The sequence below is a fragment of the Methylobacterium sp. Leaf125 genome (genome assembly GCF_001423085.1).
Taxonomy (GTDB): Bacteria; Pseudomonadota; Alphaproteobacteria; order Rhizobiales; family Beijerinckiaceae; genus Methylobacterium.
In genome coordinates this window covers 579,563-596,671 of sequence record NZ_LMNU01000012.1, presented here as the reverse complement: position 1 = coordinate 596,671, position 17,109 = coordinate 579,563, and the positions used below count along the sequence as shown (strand labels likewise).

15 protein-coding genes and 1 pseudogene are annotated in these 17,109 nt (G+C 68.7%); 8 read left to right on the top strand and 8 right to left on the bottom strand.

The genetic code is table 11. From position 1 onward, the window contains the following. Positions 1-251: 251 nt before the first annotated feature. Both ASF58_RS13855 and oxlT read left to right on the top strand, forming a co-directional pair. A complete protein-coding gene (locus ASF58_RS13855; protein ID WP_055953052.1) occupies positions 252-1,850 on the top strand; it encodes a gamma-glutamyltransferase family protein in 1,599 nt (532 codons plus the stop codon). A 99-nt stretch (positions 1,851-1,949) separates the two neighbouring features. Beyond that, positions 1,950-3,224 carry an oxalate/formate MFS antiporter gene (gene oxlT / locus ASF58_RS13850; RefSeq protein WP_055953050.1) on the top strand — a complete coding sequence of 425 codons (1,275 nt, stop codon included), beginning with the start codon at positions 1,950-1,952 and terminating at the stop codon, positions 3,222-3,224. A 199-nt stretch (positions 3,225-3,423) separates the two neighbouring features. Here the strand turns inward: oxlT and ASF58_RS13845 are convergent, their stop codons facing one another. Beyond that, the gene (locus ASF58_RS13845; protein WP_055953048.1) at positions 3,424-4,317 is read right to left on the bottom strand and encodes a LysR family transcriptional regulator; all 894 of its coding nucleotides are present in this window, start codon (positions 4,315-4,317) and stop codon (positions 3,424-3,426) included. A 219-nt stretch (positions 4,318-4,536) separates the two neighbouring features. On the opposite strand from ASF58_RS13845, the gene ASF58_RS13840 reads away from it, so the two are divergent. From ASF58_RS13840 to ASF58_RS27115, 3 genes and pseudogenes are all read left to right on the top strand, one after another. Beyond that, a complete protein-coding gene (locus ASF58_RS13840) occupies positions 4,537-5,007 on the top strand; it encodes a 2,4'-dihydroxyacetophenone dioxygenase family protein (protein WP_082513081.1) in 471 nt (156 codons plus the stop codon). A 382-nt stretch (positions 5,008-5,389) separates the two neighbouring features. Continuing rightward, positions 5,390-6,364, top strand: a pseudogene (locus ASF58_RS13835) (MFS transporter); the annotation flags it as partial. 100 nt (positions 6,365-6,464) lie between these two features. Then, positions 6,465-6,761 carry a hypothetical protein gene (locus ASF58_RS27115; protein WP_244477340.1) on the top strand — a complete coding sequence of 99 codons (297 nt, stop codon included), beginning with the start codon at positions 6,465-6,467 and terminating at the stop codon, positions 6,759-6,761. Positions 6,762-6,766: 5 nt separating this feature from the next. Here ASF58_RS27115 and ASF58_RS13830 read toward each other — a convergent pair whose 3' ends face one another. Genes ASF58_RS13830 through dusB form a run of 4 tightly spaced genes read right to left on the bottom strand, consistent with a single transcriptional unit; the run spans position 6,767 to position 11,105 of the window. Next, a complete protein-coding gene (locus tag ASF58_RS13830; RefSeq protein ID WP_348271591.1) occupies positions 6,767-7,408 on the bottom strand; it encodes a DUF6886 family protein in 642 nt (213 codons plus the stop codon). Beyond that, complete coding sequence (ntrC, locus tag ASF58_RS13825) at positions 7,405-8,868, bottom strand: nitrogen regulation protein NR(I) (RefSeq protein WP_055953045.1); 1,464 nt, start codon at positions 8,866-8,868, stop codon at positions 7,405-7,407. Before ntrC ends, ASF58_RS13830 begins: the two co-directional genes overlap by 4 nt. Before the next feature lie 9 nt (positions 8,869-8,877). Further along, positions 8,878-10,032, bottom strand: coding sequence for an ATP-binding protein (locus ASF58_RS13820; protein ID WP_244477318.1), 1,155 nt, complete (start codon positions 10,030-10,032; stop codon positions 8,878-8,880). Beyond that, complete coding sequence (gene dusB / locus ASF58_RS13815) at positions 10,029-11,105, bottom strand: tRNA dihydrouridine synthase DusB (RefSeq protein ID WP_055953042.1); 1,077 nt, start codon at positions 11,103-11,105, stop codon at positions 10,029-10,031. Before dusB ends, ASF58_RS13820 begins: the two co-directional genes overlap by 4 nt. A 182-nt stretch (positions 11,106-11,287) precedes the next feature. Here dusB and ASF58_RS13810 point away from each other — a divergent pair, with 182 nt between their 5' ends. The 3 genes from ASF58_RS13810 (at position 11,288) to ASF58_RS13800 (ending at position 15,132) form a co-directional block, all read left to right on the top strand. Continuing rightward, the gene (locus ASF58_RS13810) at positions 11,288-12,583 is read left to right on the top strand and encodes a bifunctional 2-C-methyl-D-erythritol 4-phosphate cytidylyltransferase/2-C-methyl-D-erythritol 2,4-cyclodiphosphate synthase (protein WP_055953039.1); all 1,296 of its coding nucleotides are present in this window, start codon (positions 11,288-11,290) and stop codon (positions 12,581-12,583) included. Then, positions 12,580-13,083, top strand: a complete 504-nt coding sequence (locus ASF58_RS13805; RefSeq protein WP_055953036.1) for a CinA family protein — start codon at positions 12,580-12,582, stop codon at positions 13,081-13,083. The genes ASF58_RS13810 and ASF58_RS13805 overlap by 4 nt, the downstream gene beginning before the upstream one ends. Positions 13,084-13,344: 261 nt before the next feature. Next, a complete protein-coding gene (locus ASF58_RS13800) occupies positions 13,345-15,132 on the top strand; it encodes an ABC transporter ATP-binding protein (RefSeq protein WP_055953033.1) in 1,788 nt (595 codons plus the stop codon). A 19-nt stretch (positions 15,133-15,151) separates the two neighbouring features. On the opposite strand, the gene ASF58_RS13795 is transcribed toward ASF58_RS13800, so the two are convergent. From ASF58_RS13795 to ASF58_RS13785, 3 genes are all read right to left on the bottom strand, one after another. Next, positions 15,152-15,607 (bottom strand): type II toxin-antitoxin system RatA family toxin, encoded by a 456-nt coding sequence (locus ASF58_RS13795; protein ID WP_055953030.1) that lies wholly within the window; start codon positions 15,605-15,607, stop codon positions 15,152-15,154. A 7-nt stretch (positions 15,608-15,614) separates the two neighbouring features. Then, positions 15,615-16,577: a lipoyl synthase gene (lipA, locus tag ASF58_RS13790; RefSeq protein WP_055953027.1), complete on the bottom strand. Its 963-nt coding sequence runs from the start codon at positions 16,575-16,577 to the stop codon at positions 15,615-15,617. A gap of 130 nt (positions 16,578-16,707) precedes the next feature. Then, positions 16,708-16,992 carry a GlsB/YeaQ/YmgE family stress response membrane protein gene (locus ASF58_RS13785; protein WP_055953023.1) on the bottom strand — a complete coding sequence of 95 codons (285 nt, stop codon included), beginning with the start codon at positions 16,990-16,992 and terminating at the stop codon, positions 16,708-16,710. Positions 16,993-17,109 lie beyond the last annotated feature (117 nt).

Genomic DNA, 17,109 nt, shown 5'->3' with positions numbered 1-17,109 from the left:
AACCCTCCTGGGAGGCCTTGGAGGTGTCGGACGAGCGGAGCCACGGCATCGCTGATGCGTCGCCACAACAGTGTGGCGAAATTAATACGAATCGGTCACGGGCCTGCGTAGGAACCACGTCGCATGCCGAGTGCGGTGGAGACCTGCCGACATCGTTTTGGCCGCTCGTTCCGGTGCCCCAGCGGTCCGGGATCGATCGACGCGACGAGAAAATACATTATCCTTCCGCCCATCCTCACGCAGAGATCAACATGTCCAACACCCCCGTCTTCGCCTCGGCCGCCGTCGCGGCGCCCCACCGCCTCGCCGCCCAGGCCGGGCAGCACGTCCTGGCGCAGGGGGGCAACGCGATCGAGGCAATGACGGCCATGGCGGCGGCCATCGCGGTGGTCTACCCGCACATGAACGGCATCGGCGGCGACGGCTTCTGGCTGGTGCGCGAGCGCGGCGGGCGGGTGCGCGGCATCGAGGCCTGCGGCCCGGCAGGACGGAACGCCACGATCCAGCGCTATCGGGAGAAGGGCTACGAGGTCCTCCCATCGCGGGGCCCGGATGCGGCGCTCACCGTCGCGGGCGCCATCGGCGGCTGGCGCCTCGCCCTCGAGCTGTCGAAGGCGCTGGGTGGCCGTCTGCCCCTCTCGACCCTGCTCGCCGATGCGATCCGCCATGCCCGCGACGGCGTCGCGGTCTCGCCCTCGGAGGCGCGCTACGTTCCGAAGGAGCTCGATACGCTCCATGACCAGCCGCACTTCGCAGAGACCTTCCTCGACGGCGGCAGGCCCTTCGCGGCCGGCGCCCTCCGCAAGCTGCCGGCGCTCGCCGGTACCCTGGAGCAACTGGCCCATGCGGGCCTCGACGACTTCTACACGGGCGATCTCGGGCGCGAGATCGCCGCCGACCTCGACCGGCTGGGAACGCCCGTCACTCGGGCCGACCTCGAAGCCTATGCGCCCCGCGAGCGCGCGCCGCTCTCGATCCGCCGGCGGGATGCCACGCTCTACAACTTCCCGCCGCCCACCCAGGGCATCGCGGCACTGCTGATCCTCGGCATCTTCGACCGCCTCAGAATCAACCGGCCCGAGACCACCGCGCACTACCATGGGTTGATCGAAGCGACGAAGCGCGCCTTCGCGATCCGCGACCGGATCGTGACCGACTACGATCGGCTGGCGGTCGACCCCGCTAGCTTCCTGACGCCGGAGCGCCTGGACCGCGAGGCGGCACAGATCGACATGCGTCGGGCCGCGAGCCTGCCCTTACGCAACCCCGGCGAGGGCGACACCGTCTGGATGGGTGCCATCGATCGCGACGGCCTCGCGGTGTCCTACATCCAGTCGATCTACTGGGAATACGGCTCCGGCATCGTGCTGCCGAAGACCGGTATTCACTGGCAGAACCGCGGGACTTCGTTCTCTCTCGACGCCAAGGCGGTGAACCCGCTGGAGCCCGGCCGCCGGCCGTTCCACACGCTGATTCCGGCGCTGGCCTGCTTCGACGACGGCCGTGTGATGTCCTACGGCAGCATGGGCGGTGACGGGCAGCCGCAGTTCCAGTCGCAGATCTTCGCGCGCTACGCCGATTACGGCATGGACCCGGCGGCGGCCGTCGATGCCCCGCGCCTGCTCTACGGCCGAACCTGGGGTGCCGAATCCCTCACCGTGAAGGTCGAGGACCGCTTCGATCCCGGCAGCATCGCCGAACTGCGCAAGCTCGGTCACGAGATCGAGGAACTCGGCGGCGCCTACATCGACTCCCTCGGTCATGCGGGCATGCTCATCCGCCACCCAAGCAACGGCGCCATCGCGGCGGTCCATGATCCGCGATCCGACGGTGGTTCGGAGGGGCTGTAACTTGGCCTGATCTTCGCGGCTGAGTTGCGCGATTAGGACAGGCGGAACAACGACTTGGCACCATCCTTGCGACGGCCGTTCCGCCGCAAGGAGCGAATAATGGATACGACCCTCTCCCGCCAACGTTGGCTGCAACTCGGCCTCGGGCTGATCGCCATGATGGCGATCTCCAGTCCGCAATACGTCTGGACGCTCTTCACCAAACCGCTGATCGCGACGACCGGCTCGACGCTGCCGCAGATCCAGTGGACCTTCACGATCCTGATCGTGTTGCAGACCTTCTTCTCGCCGGTCCAGGGCTACCTGATCGACCGGTTCAGCCCCAAGCTGATGATCGCGCTGGGCGCTGCCCTTTCCGGCCTCGGCTGGGTTCTGGCTGCCCGGGTGGACACCCTGCTGGGCGTCTATGCGACCTACGGGCTGTTCTGCGGCCTCGGTACCGGCATCGTCTATGTCGGCATCGTCGGCCTGATGGTGAAGTGGTTTCCCGACCGGCGCGGCTTCGCCGTCGGCGTGGTTGCCGCCGGCTACGGCATGGGCGCCATGCTGAGCACCTTCCCGATCAGCGACATGCTCGCGGCCGACGGCTACCGCCATACGCTCACGGTGTTCGGCATCGTGCTCGGGCTGATCGGCGCCCTGGCGGCCCTTGGCCTGCGCGCGCCCCGGGCCGGCGAGGTGCTGCCGGCACCGGCCGTCAACCTCTCGACCTGCGTGCACGACACGCCTCCGAAGGTGATGCTGCGGACGCCGCTGTTCTGGCTGATGTTCGTCATGATGACGATGATGTCGACGGGCGGCCTGATGGTGGTGGCCAACTTCGCGTCCTTCGCCCGTGACTTCGGTGTCGCCGACGCGATCATCTTCGGCTTCGTCGCCCTGCCCTTCGCCCTCACGTTCGATCGCATCACCAATGGCCTGACCCGTCCGTTCTTCGGCTGGGTCTCCGACAAGATCGGACGCGAGAACACGATGGGCATCGCCTTCGCGGCGGAGGCGGCGGCGATCGCGCTGCTTCTCGTCTTCCGCGAGAACGCCTACGCCTTCGCCCTCCTCTCCGGCGTGGTGTTCTTCGCCTGGGGCGAGATCTTCTCGCTGTTCCCCTCGATCCTCACGGACACGTTCGGGACCAAGCACGCGACGACGAACTACGGCTTCCTCTACATGGCCCAGGGGATCGGTTCGCTGTTCGGCGGTCCGATCGCGGCCTGGATCTACGCCGCGCAAGGCTCCTGGCTGCCGGTCTTCGCGATCATCATCACCCTCGACGTGCTGACCGCGATCCTCGCCTACTTCGTGCTGAAGCCGATGCGTCGGCGCTGGCTCGACGGAAGCACCGAACCGGTCCTCATGACCAAGCCCGCCATGGCCTGACGGGCGACGCAGCGCTCGTGCGCCGGCGACGCGGACGGGGCAACCCGTCCGCGTTTCGCTTTGAAGCGGCACCAATCCGGGGTTGGGGGCTCGGACCTCGGACAGCCTCGCGCCGGCGCGACCCGCCTGGACATGCTGGCAAACGGGCGATGCCTTGGTGCCGCCCGCGACCCCCCAGGATGGCCGTCCCGCGGGCCGCTCAGGCCGGACGGGACTCGTACCGCCACGGCGTGTCCGCGAAGGCGCGTTCCACGAAATCGACGAACGCCCGGATCCGCGGGCTGAGGTTCCGTCGCTCCTGGTAAAGGACGTAGATCGGCTCCTCGGTCTGATCCTGCTCGTCCGGGAAGAGCTGGACGAGGCGTCCGGACCGCAGGTCTTCGCTGATATGGAACTCGGCGAGGCGTACGATCCCGGCTCCCGCTCGCGCCAGGGCCAGCAGCATGTCGCCCTGATTGGCCACGATGCCGCCCTCGGCGTTGGGCGTGCCAACGACCGACGACCACGAATTCCATTTCGTCTGCATCGAAAAGTTGAGGCACTCGTGACGTTCGAGATCCGCCGGCGATGCCGGGGAACCCCGCTCGGCGAGATACGCGGGAGACGCGCAGATGACCCAGCGGCTGCTGGCGATGCGCCGGGCAATCAGGCTCGAATTCGGAAGGTCGCCACTCGCGATCGCCACATCCGCCTGATCGTCCAGGGATGCGGTTCGCTCGTTGCTGAGAACGAACGCGATGCGCAGGCGCGGGTAGAGGCGACGGAACGCCGGGATGATCGGGGCGAGTTGGTAGCGCGCGAAGGTAGGCACGCACCGAATCCGCAGCGTGCCGGCCGGGATCGCGGAGCCGATGGCTTTTGCCTCCTCCATCGCGCCGAGAACCCGGCGAGCCGCCTCCAGGAAGTTCTCGCCCTCCGGCGTCAAGCGCATCGCGCGCGAGGAGCGCTGCAGCAGGCGCCGGCCAAGGCCGTCTTCGAGGCGCGCGATCGTCTTGCTGACCCCCGAGGGCGTCAGGCCCAGGCTACGTGCCGCCGCCGAAAAATCGCCCTCCTCCGCGACTCTCACGAAGGTCGCCAGATCCTTGAACTCCACGTCGCGGTCCGCCTCATCTGTGAACCGTGGTCATAGGAACTCTGAAACCAGCTGCATAGATCCGAGGCCAGTATTCGGCACATTACTTCCGGACCGAAGCCAAGCAATCCGGAGTTCAGGATGACCGTTCTCGATCAGGTCCGGCCGCAGGTCGCCATGATGGAAAAGCCCCGGCTGGATACCAGCAAGATCGCTTTCCAGCTGCCCCAACCCACCGGCATGATGGACGACATCTTCATCGGAGGGGCCCTCGATCTCGACACCGACGAGCGTCACTGGATCCCGCAGTCCGACGATGTCGCGTTCAAGCCGCTCGTCCTCAGCGTCAGCCAGGGCTACTACGTCAATATCCTGCGCGTCCGCGCATCCGGCATCCTGTCCCGCCACCGCCACAACGGGCCGGTGCATGCCCTGACGCTGCGTGGGAAGTGGCACTACCTCGAGCATGATTGGGTGGCGACCGCCGGGGACTACGCCTTCGAGCCGCCGGGGGAGACCCACACGCTGGTGGTCCCCGAGGACGTGACCGAGATGGCGACGCTCTTCCATGTCACCGGCGGCTACGTCTACGTGGATCCCTACGGAAAACCCCTGGGCTACGAGGACGTCTTCACCAAGCTCGAGAACGTTCGTCAGCACTACGAGCGGATCGGCCTCGGCGCGAGTTACGCCGATCGCTTCCTGCGCTGACGGTTCGGCCGCGCCGCCGCCATCGATCCCACGGACCACTTGGATCCTTCGCAATGGTCGGCGCACGGGCGCCGAAGGGCTCTCTCACGCCTTCGAGGCCTCGCGGGTCGCCGGGACATTCAGCTGGGACTGGCCGCCTGCGAAGGCGGTGACGGCCCGATGCGAGCGGATCGCCGATGGGGCGGCCTGCACAGACCGGGCGTGACGGCTGCGCGGCCGTCCGCCCCGCGATCCGCCTTGCGTCATGGGACAGCATGCCTGCGCCCAGGGGCACGCCAGCCAGAGTCGATCAGTGTATCGGCCGCGGGAAAGCTTCGGGTCAGACCGCAAAAATCAGCATTCATACAAGAATCAAAAATGAAAAAGCGTTGGAGGAAAAGCCATGCATGCAACAGCTCTCGATACCGATCATGAGGTGAGTGACCGGATCTCATCGAAACCGGCGGCCGTCTATGCCAAGATTACCTGGCGACTGGTTCCCATCCTATTCGTCTGCTACGTCCTGGCATATCTGGACCGGATCAACGTCGGCTTCGCCCAGCTCCAGATGAAAACCGATCTCGGGTTCAGCGACGCGGTTTACGGGCTCGGAGCCGGGATCTTCTTCCTCGGCTACTTCGCGTTCGAAGTGCCGAGCAACCTGCTCCTCGAAAAGATCGGAGCCCGGAGGACGATCACCCGGATCATGGTCATCTGGGGCATGGTCTCCGCCCTCATGGCCTTCGTCCATGCGCCCTGGGCCTTCTATGGCCTGCGCTTTCTCCTCGGCGTCTTCGAGGCCGGCTTCTTCCCGGGGATCATCCTGTATTTCACCTACTGGTATCCCGGCGCGTACCGGGCGCGCATCATTGCCATCTTCATGAGCGGTATCGCCGTCGCCGGCGCCCTCGGCGGCCCGATCTCCGGTTGGATTATGAACGACATGGCGGGGATCTGGGGTCTGAAGGGCTGGCAGTGGATGTTCGTCCTCGAGGGCCTGCCCACCACCCTCCTCGGGCTGGTGATCTTCCTTTACCTCGACGACAAACCCGACACGGCGAAGTGGCTCTCCTCCGATGAGAAGGCCCTGATCCGCCAGAACCTCGCCCTGGAGCGGAACGGCTCCGATGCGGAGCCGCACGGTCTGCACGCCTTCTTCGCCGCCTTCCGGGATCCCCGGATCTTCGTCCTGTCCTTCGCCTATTTCTGCTTCATCGCCGGCACCTACCTGATCACCTTCTGGCTGCCGACGATGATCAAGGAGATGGGCTACGCGAACCCGCTCCAGATCGGCCTCCTGGCCGCGATCCCTTACGGGATAACCGCTGTCGGCATGGTCGTCATCGGGGCCCACTCGGACCGGACCCTGGAGCGGCGCTGGCACCTGGCGCTGACGGCTTTCGGTTCGGCCCTGGCGCTGATCGGCTTTCGGTTCGGCCCTGGCGCTGATCGGCTTGATCTATTCGAGCGGAAGCGTGGTGCTGTCTTTCGTCTTCATCACCCTGGCGGCGCTCGGCATCATCACCACGATGCCGTTGTTCTGGTCGATCCCCACCGGTTACATCAAAGGGTCGGCCGCCGCCGGGGGGATCGCCTTGATCAACAGCCTGGGCCTGACCGGCGGCTTCGTCAGCCCCTTCGTCCTCGGCTGGATCAAGACCAGCACGGGCAGCCTGACCCTCGGTTTCTGGCTGATCGCCGCGGCGATGGCGGCCGGCGGGCTGGTCATCCTCCTGACGGTACGGCCGGAGATGCTGCGCGAGACGCAGGTCTGAGCCCGTCAGAGCCGGCGCTGCCGTTGCGGCGCCGGTTCGGTATCCGAGACCGCGTACGGCCTCGGTGGGCCGCCGGCCGGCGTCACCCAGTCCTGCGCATTGCGCAGGCGCAGACCGCTGGCCTGGAGCGTTGATCGCCAGACCGGTGCGAGGGGGGTGAGGCGCGGCAGGGCGCGCAGTTCCAGACCCTCCGCGGCCATCGCGCCGGGCAGATCCTTGAGCGTGTCGCAGCCTGAGGGTACGACCGGACGGCGCGACACCCAGGCTCCCGGCTCGCCGATGGCCTCGAAGGTCACCGGCGGCATGCCATAGCGGTGGAGCGTTCCCGATCGGATCCGGTCCATCCAGGCCTCCTCCACATAGGCGACGGCCCGGCCCGTGACATCACCGAACCAGGTCCGCCGGTCCTCCGGCGAGGTCTCACCGGTCGGCCAGATCACGATCCGGGGGCAGTCGCGCGGGAAGAGGTAGAGCCGACTGTGGACGGCATCGATCGCCCAGACCAGGGGGTCGTTCAGCCAGGCGCGGTCCGGGCCACGATCGATGGCGACCCGGACGGGACGCGGCACGAAGACCCGGATCGCCGGATCTTCGCTGAAGTGGAACAGCGGTGATACGCACGCCTCGGCGTCGCCCGCGACGGTCACCGCGCGTTGCGGAAGACCTGCAGGTCGAGGTCGCGGACCTTCTTGCGCAGGGTGTTGCGGTTCACGCCCAGCAGCTCCGCCGCCCGGATCTGGTTGCCGCGCGTGGCGGCGAGGGCCGCGCCGATCAGTGGCCCTTCGATCTCGCGCAGGATCCGGTGATACAGGCCCGGCGGAGGCAGCGTATCGCGATACCCACCGAAATACTCGGCGAGGTGGCGCTCCACCGCCCCCGACAGGGTCTCGGCCTCGCCGCCCGCCTTGCGGGTGCCGGTAGCACCGGACGGCTGGTTCTGCGCCAACGGCAGGGTGTCGAGTTCGGCCTCGATGACCGGTCCGGTGATCGTCTCCTGCGGGTAGAGCGCGGCAAGCCGCCGGACGAGGTTCTCCAACTCGCGGACATTGCCGGGCCAGCGATAGCGCTTCAATCGCTCCATCGCCTCGCCGTCGAGCTGCTTGCGGCTCAGGCCCTCGCGCTCCACCAGGATGAAGAAGTGGCGGATGAGGTCGGGCACGTCCTCGGAGCGCTCGCGCAGGGCGGGCAGGCGCAGGGGTACCACGTTCAGGCGGAAGAAGAGGTCCTCGCGGAAGATACCCTGCTGGATCGAGACCCGCAGGTCCTTGTTCGTCGCCGCGATGATGCGGACATTGGTCTTGATCGGGACCCGGCCGCCGACGGTGGTGTACTCGCCCTGCTGCAGCACGCGCAGGAGGCGGGTCTGCGCCTCCATCGGCATGTCGCCGATCTCGTCGAGGAACAGCGTGCCGCCCTCGGCCTGCTCGAACCGGCCAGCCGAGCGCGACAGTGCCCCTGTAAACGCCCCCTTCTCGTGGCCGAACAACTCGGATTCGATGAGGTCGCGCGGGATGGCGGCCATGTTCACGGGCACGAACGGGCCGGTCCGGCGCCGGCCGTAATCGTGCAGGGCCCGGGCGACCAGCTCCTTGCCGGTGCCGGACTCGCCGGTGATCATCACGGTGAGATCGGTCGGCATCAGCCGGGCCAGGGCCCGGTAGATCTCCTGCATGGCCGGCGAGCGTCCGACCAGGGGGATGTCCTCGTTGCCCGGGTCCGTCCCGGTTGGCGCGGTGCCGCGCGGGCGGGACAGGGCGCGCCCGACGATGGCGATTAGCTCCTTCAGGTCGAAGGGCTTGGGCAGGTACTCGTAAGCCCCGCGCTCGGAAGCGCGGATCGCCGTCATGAAGGTGTTCTGCGCACTCATGACGATGATCGGCAGCTCCGGCCGCACGCGCTTGATGCGCGGCAGCAGGTCGAAGACGTTCTCGTCGGGCATCACCACGTCGGTGATGACGAGGTCCCCCGCGCCCTCGGCGACCCAGCGCCAGAGGGTGGCGCAGTTGCCGGTCGAGCGGACCTCGTACCCAGCCCGCGACAGCGCCTGGTTGAGGACGGTGCGGATGGCGGCGTCGTCATCCGCGACGATGATGTGTCCGTTGGGCATGACGCGACTCTACAGTTCCGCGGACGATTCGCGCCCGTCGCGGGCGCTCGACATGGGGAGAAGAAGGCGGAAGGTGGTTCGGCGGGGGACCGGATCGCACTCGACGATTCCGCCATGGTCGCCGATGATCTTGGCGACCAATGCAAGTCCGAGGCCGGAGCCCTGCGCCTTCGTGGTGACGAAGGGATCGAACAGGTCGGGCAGCAGGTCTGCCGAGACGCCGGGGCCGTTGTCCCGTACCGCCACCTCGATCGGCAGGCTGACGCGCTCACGCGAGCCGGGGACCTGCAGGCGCAGGCCGGTGCGGAAGGCCGTCGACAGCGTGATTTCCCCGTCGACCGCGTCGGCACCGATGGCCTCGGAGGCGTTCTTCACGAGGTTCAGGATCACCTGCACGAGCTGATCGCGGTTGCCCAGCACGGGTGGCAGGGATGGATCGTAGGTCTCGACGAAGCGGATGTGGCGGGCGAACCCCGACTGCGCCGAGCGCTTCACCTGGTCGAGCACACCGTGCACGTTGACCGAGCCGCGCTCCACCGGGCGCTCGTCGCCGAACAGCTCCATGCGCTCGACGATTCGCACGATCCGGTCGGATTCATCGCAGATCAGCCGGGTCAGGAGACGGTCGTCCTCATTGCCCGACTGCTCGAGAAGCTGGGCCGCGCCGCGGATGCCCGCGAGGGGGTTCTTGATCTCGTGGGCCAGCATGGCGCCCAGCGCCACCATGGAGCGGGCGGCGCCCCGGTGCGTCAGCTGGCGGTTCATCTTGTCGGCGATGGTGCGTTCCTGGAGCATCAGGACCACGGCCTCCTCGTCGTCGCCCAGCGGCGTCGCGAAGACGTCGACGCTGCGCTCCAGGCCCGAGCGCGGCTGCACCAGCTCCACTCCGTACTCGCTGACGCTCGCGCGGCGGCGCCGCACCTCCGCCACCAGGGCGATGATCGGCGAGGCGAAGGGGATGATGTCCGAGAGACGCCGCCGCTGCATCAGTCGGGCGGAATGGTCGAAGAAGGTCTCGCCAGCATGGTTGACGTGGAGGATGTGGTCGTCCGCTCCAACCGTCAGGACCGGCAGCGGCAGGGCGTTGATCACTGCCTCGTTGGTCGGAATGGCGTCGGGTCGCGCTGCGCTGCTGCGGCCTGATATCGGCTTGTCCGAGCTCATGCGGCCTCCCCGATGGCGTGCGGCAGCGTCTCGCCGATGTCCTTGCCCATGTCCTCGCCAATGTTTTCGCCGAATGCCCGGGCCAGGAGCGCGGTGGCGATCGCCGGGTCCGTGGTGGTGAGGAGACGCATCCGGTCCTCGGCCGAGAGGCCGCCGCCGGCCTCCGCATAGGCTGCCAGGTGCTTGCGGGCGTGGCGCACGCCCATGCGCAGGCCGTAGAGGGCGAGGAGCCCCTGGTAATGTTCCACCGCCAGGGCGGCCTTCTCGGCTCCCGACAGGACGGAGACGGCTCGGCCCGCGAGACCGGCCGCGAGGGCGCCGACGAGCCAGGGCCGACCCACCGCCGCCCGCCCGACCATCAGGCCGGCGGCGCCGGAGCGCGCGAGGCAGGTTTGCGCCTGGGCCAGGGTGGCGATGTCGCCGTTCGCGATGACGGGGATCGCCACCGCCTCGACGACGGCGCGGATCGCGCCCCAATCGGCTTGGTCCTTGTAAAATTGCTGCCGGGTCCGGCCATGCACCGTCACGGCGTTCAGCCCGAGCCCTTCGGCCCGGCGCGCCAGGTCCGGGGCGTTGAGATTGGCGTGGTCCCAGCCGAGGCGCATCTTCACAGTGACGGGGATCTGCACGGCTCCTCGCACCGCGGCGAGGATGCGGGTCGCCCCCTCGATGTCGCGCATCAGCGCCGAGCCCGAGGCGACGCCGGTCACGACCTTGGCCGGGCAGCCCATGTTGATGTCGATCACGTCCGCCCCGTTCGCCTCGGCGATGCGCGCGGCTTCCGCCATCGGCTCCGGCGCACAGCCGGCGAGCTGAACGACGTGCGGATCGACGCCGCTGCCCTCGGCGCGCAGCTGAGCTTCCTGGTCGCCGCGGGCCAGTTCGGCGGCGGCCACCATCTCGGAGACGACCGCGCTCGCCCCCAGGCGTCGCGCGATGCGTCGGACATGCAGATCGGTAACGCCGGATAGCGGCGCCAGAAGAACCGGGACAGGCCTCGTGCCACCCCGAGCCGCGGGGCCGCCATCGGTCTCCGTCCGACGAAGAAAGCTCAAATAATCATCAGCGCACATTGTGCTCAACAAATAGACAAAACCGCCCGAGGCGCAAGCGATTCGACGGATTTGATTTCAGCTTCTCCCGCGCTTAAACGACAAACCGCCCATCGGTGGGTCGCCAAGGCCTTCGCATCGCGGACGCGCGGTGACCGGCGGATGCGCGGAATCTCACACCCCCGAAGCGCGGGAGCATACGCATGTCCGGCACCGCGTGGAATGCGGCAGCGGTGGTCGTCGCCGCCGGTCGCGGCATCCGCATCGGGGGCGACACCCCGAAGCAGTACCGCCGCGTCGGCGGTCAGGCCGTGTTGACCCGGACATTGGCGGCCCTTGCGGCCCATCCGGGCATCGCCCGCATCCAGCCCGTGATCGCGCCGGACGCCGCCGACTTCTACCGGGCCTGCCTCGACGACCTCGACGCCGCCACCCGGGGCAAGCTTGCGGAGCCCGTGCCCGGCGGCGCGACCCGCCAGCAATCGGTCCGTGCCGGACTCGAGGCCCTGGACGGCGCCGACGCACCGGACCTCGTTCTCGTCCACGACGCCGCCCGTCCGCACGTGGATGTGGCCCTGATCGAGCGCGCCCTCAAGGCGGGGCGTGACCACCGCGCCGCCGTTCCGGGCATTGCGGTGACCGACACGATCAAGGTGGTGGAGGACCTCGGCGACGGCACGGGTCGGGTCCGCGAGACGCCGCAGCGCGAGGGTCTGCGCGCCGTGCAGACGCCCCAATCCTTCGCCTACGGGCCCCTGCGCGACGCCCATCGCCGCGCGGCCGAGGCCGACCTGCACGCCTTCACCGACGACGGAGCCCTCGCCGAGTGGGCCGGCCTGGCCGTCGTCGTCTTCGAGGGCGACCCGCGCAATCGCAAGATCACCCAGCCGGCCGACCTGATCGAGGCCGATCGCGGCTTCTCCGGCCAATACCCAACCGCCCAGAGCGAGGCTCATCCCATGACTACCTACGTCACCCGCCTCGGCACCGGCTTCGATGTCCACGCCTTCACGGACGGCGACCATGTCTGGCTCGGCGGCGTGAAGATCCCCGCCGACCGTGGCGTCCTCGCGCACTCGGACGGCGACGTCGCCCTCCACGCCCTCACCGATGCGCTCCTGGGCGCGATTGCCGACGGCGACATCGGCACCCACTTCCCGCCGAGCGACGAGCAGTGGCGCGGCGCCGCGTCCGACCGCTTCCTCGCCCATGCGGTGGACCTGGTGCGGGCGCGCGGCGGAAAGATCGACCACCTGGATATCACCGTCCTGGCCGAGGCCCCCCGCATCGGCGCCCATCGCGAGGCCATCCGCGCCCGCATCGCCGAGATCGCGGGCGTGCCGCTGAGTTCCGTCTCGATCAAGGCGACCACCACCGAGAAGCTCGGCTTCGTCGGGCGCGCCGAGGGCCTCGCCGCGCAGGCCGCCGCCACCGTGCGGCTGCCCGAGGTGACGGCCGAACTCGACGCCGCCGACGAGACGGCCGAGCGCCGCTCGTGATCGACGATCCCGCCCTGCTGGCCCGGGCGGAGGCGCTCGTCGCCGCCTACGCAGCGGCGGGGCTGACGGTCGCCACGGCCGAATCCTGCACCGGCGGCCTCGTCGCCGGGCTGCTGACCGCGATCCCGGGCTCCTCGGCCGTGCTGGAGCGCGGCTTCGTCACCTACTCGAACGCGGCGAAGTCCGAGAGCATCGGCGTACCGGCCGACCTCATCGCCGCCCACGGCGCAGTGAGCGCGCCGGTGGCCCGGGCCATGGCCGAGGGCGCCCTCGCGCAGGCCCGCACCAGCGTCGCCGTCGCGATCACCGGCATCGCCGGACCCGGTGGCGGCAGCGCCGACAAACCGGTCGGCCTCGTGCATTTCGGCCTCGCGGCCGCGGGCGGCGCCGTGCGCCACCTGGAGCGGCGCTACGGCGATCTCGGCCGCATCGAGATCCGCCGTCAGGCGGTGGGTGATGCGATGGGCCTCCTCGAATTGGCCCTCGCACCGACGTCTTGAAACCGACACGCTCGCCTGAGAGGGTACGGCTCGCGGGGCATTCGCGCCGCGTTCGACCGTGAACCCATGGGGAGGCTGCATGATCTCGGTATCGTTCGCCGCCCCGGCCCGCCCGCGCCGCGTGCGCCTGCCGGTCTGACGTCGCCGCGCGCCTGAGCGCGCCATCGCGTCCCCGTCTCGTCCTCTTCCTTCTCCGGCCGGTCGCTGTCGCGCCCGTGCCGTCCACGGAGTCGGCGCACGTTCCGCGCCGTGATCGCGTCCATGATCCTCGACCGCCTGAAAGGCGCGGAGGCCTATCGGGCCGTCCTCGCGTTCCTCGTCCGCCAATGGCGCAGCCGACTCCCCCTCCTCGGCGGCGTCCACGCGGCGATCGTCGGCTCGACTCTGGCCGACGTGTTCCTGCCCCTGTTCGCCGGCCGGCTGGTCGATGCGCTCTCGGCCGTCGACCGCGCGGCGGCCCGCTGGGAAGCCTTCGTCGCTTTCGCGGCGATGGGTGGCCTGGGGCTCGTCACCCTGGGGCTACGCCACGTGGCCTGGTCACTGGTGGTGCCGCTGACCCTCTCGACCATGCAGGCCGTGGCGCAGGCCGGTTTCCACCGGGTCCAGCGCCTCTCCACCGACTGGCACGCCAACAGCTTCTCGGGCTCCACCGTGCGCAAAGTCTCTCGGGGGATGTGGGCCCTCGAGGGGCTGAACGACACGCTGTTGCTGGAACTGCTGCCGGCTTTCGTGGTGCTCGTCGGCACCATGCTGCTCCTCGGCTTGCAATGGCCCGTGATGGGGCTGGTGATCGGCCTCGGCTCGCTGGTCTATCTCGGTATCGTCGTGACCCTGGCCACGCGGATCATCGCGCCGGCGGCCCAGCTCTCGAACGTGTGGGATTCCCGGCTCGGCGGCGCCCTGAGCGATGCCGTCGGGGCCAACGCGGTGGTGAAAGCCTTCGGTGCCGAGGCCCGCGAGGATGCACGTCTCGCGCGGCTCCTCGGCAAGTGGAACCGACGGACGCACCGCACCTGGATGCGGATCACCTGGAGCATCACGGCGCAGTTCGCGCTGCTGCTCCTGCTGCGCACGGCGATCGTCGGCACGGCCCTGTGGCTGTGGTGGACGGGGGCGGCGACCCCCGGCGACGTGGCCTACGTGCTGACCACCTACTTCGTGGTGCACGGCTACCTGCGGGACATCGGCGGTCACATCAACCGGGTGCAGCGGGGCGTGAACGAGATGGAGGAACTCGTCGCCCTCGAGGTCGAACCCTACGGCGTGGCGGACCGGCCAGATGCCGCGGCGCTGGTCGCACAGAGCGGCGACCTGCGCTTCGACCGCGTCACCTTCCACTATGCGGGGCACGCGGCGCCGCTGTACCGCGACCTCTCCGTGCAGATCCCCGCCGGGCAGCTGGTCGGCCTCGTCGGCCGCTCGGGCTCCGGGAAGACGACCTTCGTCAAGCTGGTGCAGCGCCTCTACGATGTCACCGGCGGCCGCGTCTGCATCGACGGGCAGGACGTTGCCGGTGTGACGCAGGCGTCCCTGCGTGCGCACATCGCCATCGTGCCGCAGGAGCCGGTCCTGTTCCACCGGTCCCAGGCGGAGAACATCGCCTATGCGCGACCCGGGGCCTCCGCGGATGAGATCGCCCGCGCGGCGCGCCTCGCCAATGCGCACGACTTCATCGCCCGCTTGCCCCAGGGCTACGCTACCCTGGTGGGCGAGCGCGGCGTCAAGCTCTCGGGCGGCGAACGCCAGCGCGTGGCGCTGGCCCGCGCCTTCCTGGCCGACGCGCCGATCCTCATCCTCGACGAGGCCACGTCCAGCCTCGACTCGGAATCGGAGGCGCTGATCCAAGAGGCGATGGAGCGGCTGATGCGCGGGCGCACGGCCATCGTGATCGCGCACCGGCTCTCCACCGTGCGGTCTCTCGACCGCATCCTCGTCTTCGACGGCGGCCGCATCGTCGAGGACGGCACCCACGACGATCTGCGGGTTCGCCCGGAGGGACGCTATCGTGCCTTGTTCGAGCGTCAGGCCGGTGGTGTGGTGGCGGCGTGATCGTGGATCTCGGCGCGGATCAGGCCGCGCCGTAGACCCGGTTCGCCCGTGCCTCGAAGGCGTCGGTGAACTTGCGGAAGGCGCGGTCGAACATCGTGCCCATGAGCATCCCGAGCGTCCGGCTCTTGAACTCGTAGGTGATGAAGAAGTCGACCGTGCAGCCACCGCCCTCGGCCTCCTTAAAGACCCAGCGATTCTCGAGGTGGCGGAACGGGCCGTCGATGTATTCGGCGACGATGCGCCGGTTCTCGGGATCCAGGGTGACGCGCGTGGTGAAGCGCTCACGGATTGCCTTGTAGCCGACCCCCATCTCGGCCACGAGCACCTCCGTGCCGTCCGCTCCCGGCTGACGCCGGAGGACGCGCAGGGATTCGCAGAGGGGCAGGAAGTCCGGATAGCGCTCCACGTCGGCCACGAGGTCGTACATCTGACGCGGTGAGTGCCGCACCGCGCGGTTGATCCGGAATGAGGGCATCGAGACTCTAGGCGTTGGCGATGCGGGCGAGACGGGCCGCCTTCAGCTTTGCGAAATCCTCTCCGGCGTGATGGGAGGAGCGGGTCAGGGGCGTCGCCGAGACGAGGAGGAAGCCCTTGGTGTAGGCGGTAGTCTCCAGGCCCTTGAATTCGTCCGGCGGCACGAAGCGCACCACCTCGTGGTGCTTCTTGGTGGGCTGGAGGTACTGGCCGATGGTGAGGAAGTCGACATCGGCCGAGCGCAGGTCGTCCATGAGCTGGACCACTTCGTTCCGCTCCTCGCCGAGGCCGACCATGATGCCGGATTTGGTGAAGATGGTCGGGTCGAGCTCCTTCACCCGCTGCAGCAGGCGCACCGAGTGGAAGTAGCGTGCGCCGGGGCGGACCGTGAGGTAGTTGCCCGGCACGGTTTCCATGTTGTGGTTGAACACGTCGGGCCGGGCCGCGACCACGACCTCGAGGGCCCCGGCTTTCCGCAGGAAGTCCGGGGTCAGCACCTCGATGGTGGTGGCGGGGCTGCGCGCGCGGATCGCCCGGATGGTGCGAGCGAAGTGCTCGGCGCCGCCGTCTGCGAGATCGTCGCGGTCGACCGAGGTGATGACGACGTGGTGGAGGCCGAGCTTGGCGACGGAATCCGCGACCTTGTCGGGTTCGCCCGCGTCGAGGCCCTCCGGCAGGCCGGTGCGCACGTTACAGAAGGCACAGGCCCGCGTGCAGGTGTCGCCCATGATCATGAAGGTGGCGTGCTTCTTCTCCCAGCACTCACCGATGTTCGGGCAGCCGGCTTCCTCGCAGACCGTGACGAGGCCGTGCTCGTGGACGATCTTGCGGGTGTCCTCCCAGCCCTTGGAACCGGGTGCCTTCACGCGGATCCAGTCCGGCTTGCGCTGGATCGGCTTGTCGGGCCGGTGCGCCTTCTCGGGATGGCGCGGGCGCTGATCGTTGCGAAGGAGGTCGAGGACGACGGCCATGACAATCCACGGGATTCGCCCGCGAGACGCCGGCGCGTGCCCTGGACTTAAGGTGTGACGCCTCCGACCGCAAACCCGCCGCGGCGGAACGGCGCGACAGGGGCCGTCGTTCGTCAGCAGCGCCGCCGGCTCAATACCGGCGTCGGGCCACCGCCCGGTAGATCGTGATGATGAGGATGGCGCCGAGCGTCGCCGAGATCAGGTTGCGCCAGAACCCGAAGATCGGAATGTGGAACTTGTGGGCGAGGTAGTTGCCCAGCAGGCCCCCGAGAATGCCCATCACGATATTGGCGATGAGACCCATATTCGCCGCGGTGAACCGCTCGGCGAGCCATCCCGCCAGCGCCCCGATGACGATCGCCATGAAGAACCCGACGCCGGGCTGACCCAGGGCGCCGTACACGTGTCCGTCCATCGTAGGTCCTCCTCCCCGCGCCACGCCAACCGTTCCCGTCGACGGGCGCTCAGGTGCCAGTCCGGCAAGCGGCTTTCAAGCCGGGCGTTCGGCTGTGAGCGACATCGCCGCCTTGCC

Excerpts from the sequence above, each read along its gene's own strand:
- ASF58_RS13855 (WP_055953052.1), top strand. The coding sequence starts at position 252 with ATGTCCAACACCCCCGTCTTCGCCTCGGCCGCCGTCGCGGCGCCCCAC.
- oxlT (WP_055953050.1), top strand. The coding sequence starts at position 1,950 with ATGGATACGACCCTCTCCCGCCAACGTTGGCTGCAACTCGGCCTCGGG.
- ASF58_RS13840 (WP_082513081.1), top strand. The coding sequence starts at position 4,537 with ATGATGGACGACATCTTCATCGGAGGGGCCCTCGATCTCGACACCGAC.
- ntrC (WP_055953045.1), bottom strand. The coding sequence starts at position 8,868 with ATGCCCAACGGACACATCATCGTCGCGGATGACGACGCCGCCATCCGC.
- ASF58_RS13820 (WP_244477318.1), bottom strand. The coding sequence starts at position 10,032 with ATGAGCTCGGACAAGCCGATATCAGGCCGCAGCAGCGCAGCGCGACCC.
- dusB (WP_055953042.1), bottom strand. The coding sequence starts at position 11,105 with ATGTGCGCTGATGATTATTTGAGCTTTCTTCGTCGGACGGAGACCGAT.
- ASF58_RS13810 (WP_055953039.1), top strand. The coding sequence starts at position 11,288 with ATGTCCGGCACCGCGTGGAATGCGGCAGCGGTGGTCGTCGCCGCCGGT.
- ASF58_RS13800 (WP_055953033.1), top strand. The coding sequence starts at position 13,345 with ATGATCCTCGACCGCCTGAAAGGCGCGGAGGCCTATCGGGCCGTCCTC.
- ASF58_RS13795 (WP_055953030.1), bottom strand. The coding sequence starts at position 15,607 with ATGCCCTCATTCCGGATCAACCGCGCGGTGCGGCACTCACCGCGTCAG.
- lipA (WP_055953027.1), bottom strand. The coding sequence starts at position 16,577 with ATGGCCGTCGTCCTCGACCTCCTTCGCAACGATCAGCGCCCGCGCCAT.
- ASF58_RS13785 (WP_055953023.1), bottom strand. The coding sequence starts at position 16,992 with ATGGACGGACACGTGTACGGCGCCCTGGGTCAGCCCGGCGTCGGGTTC.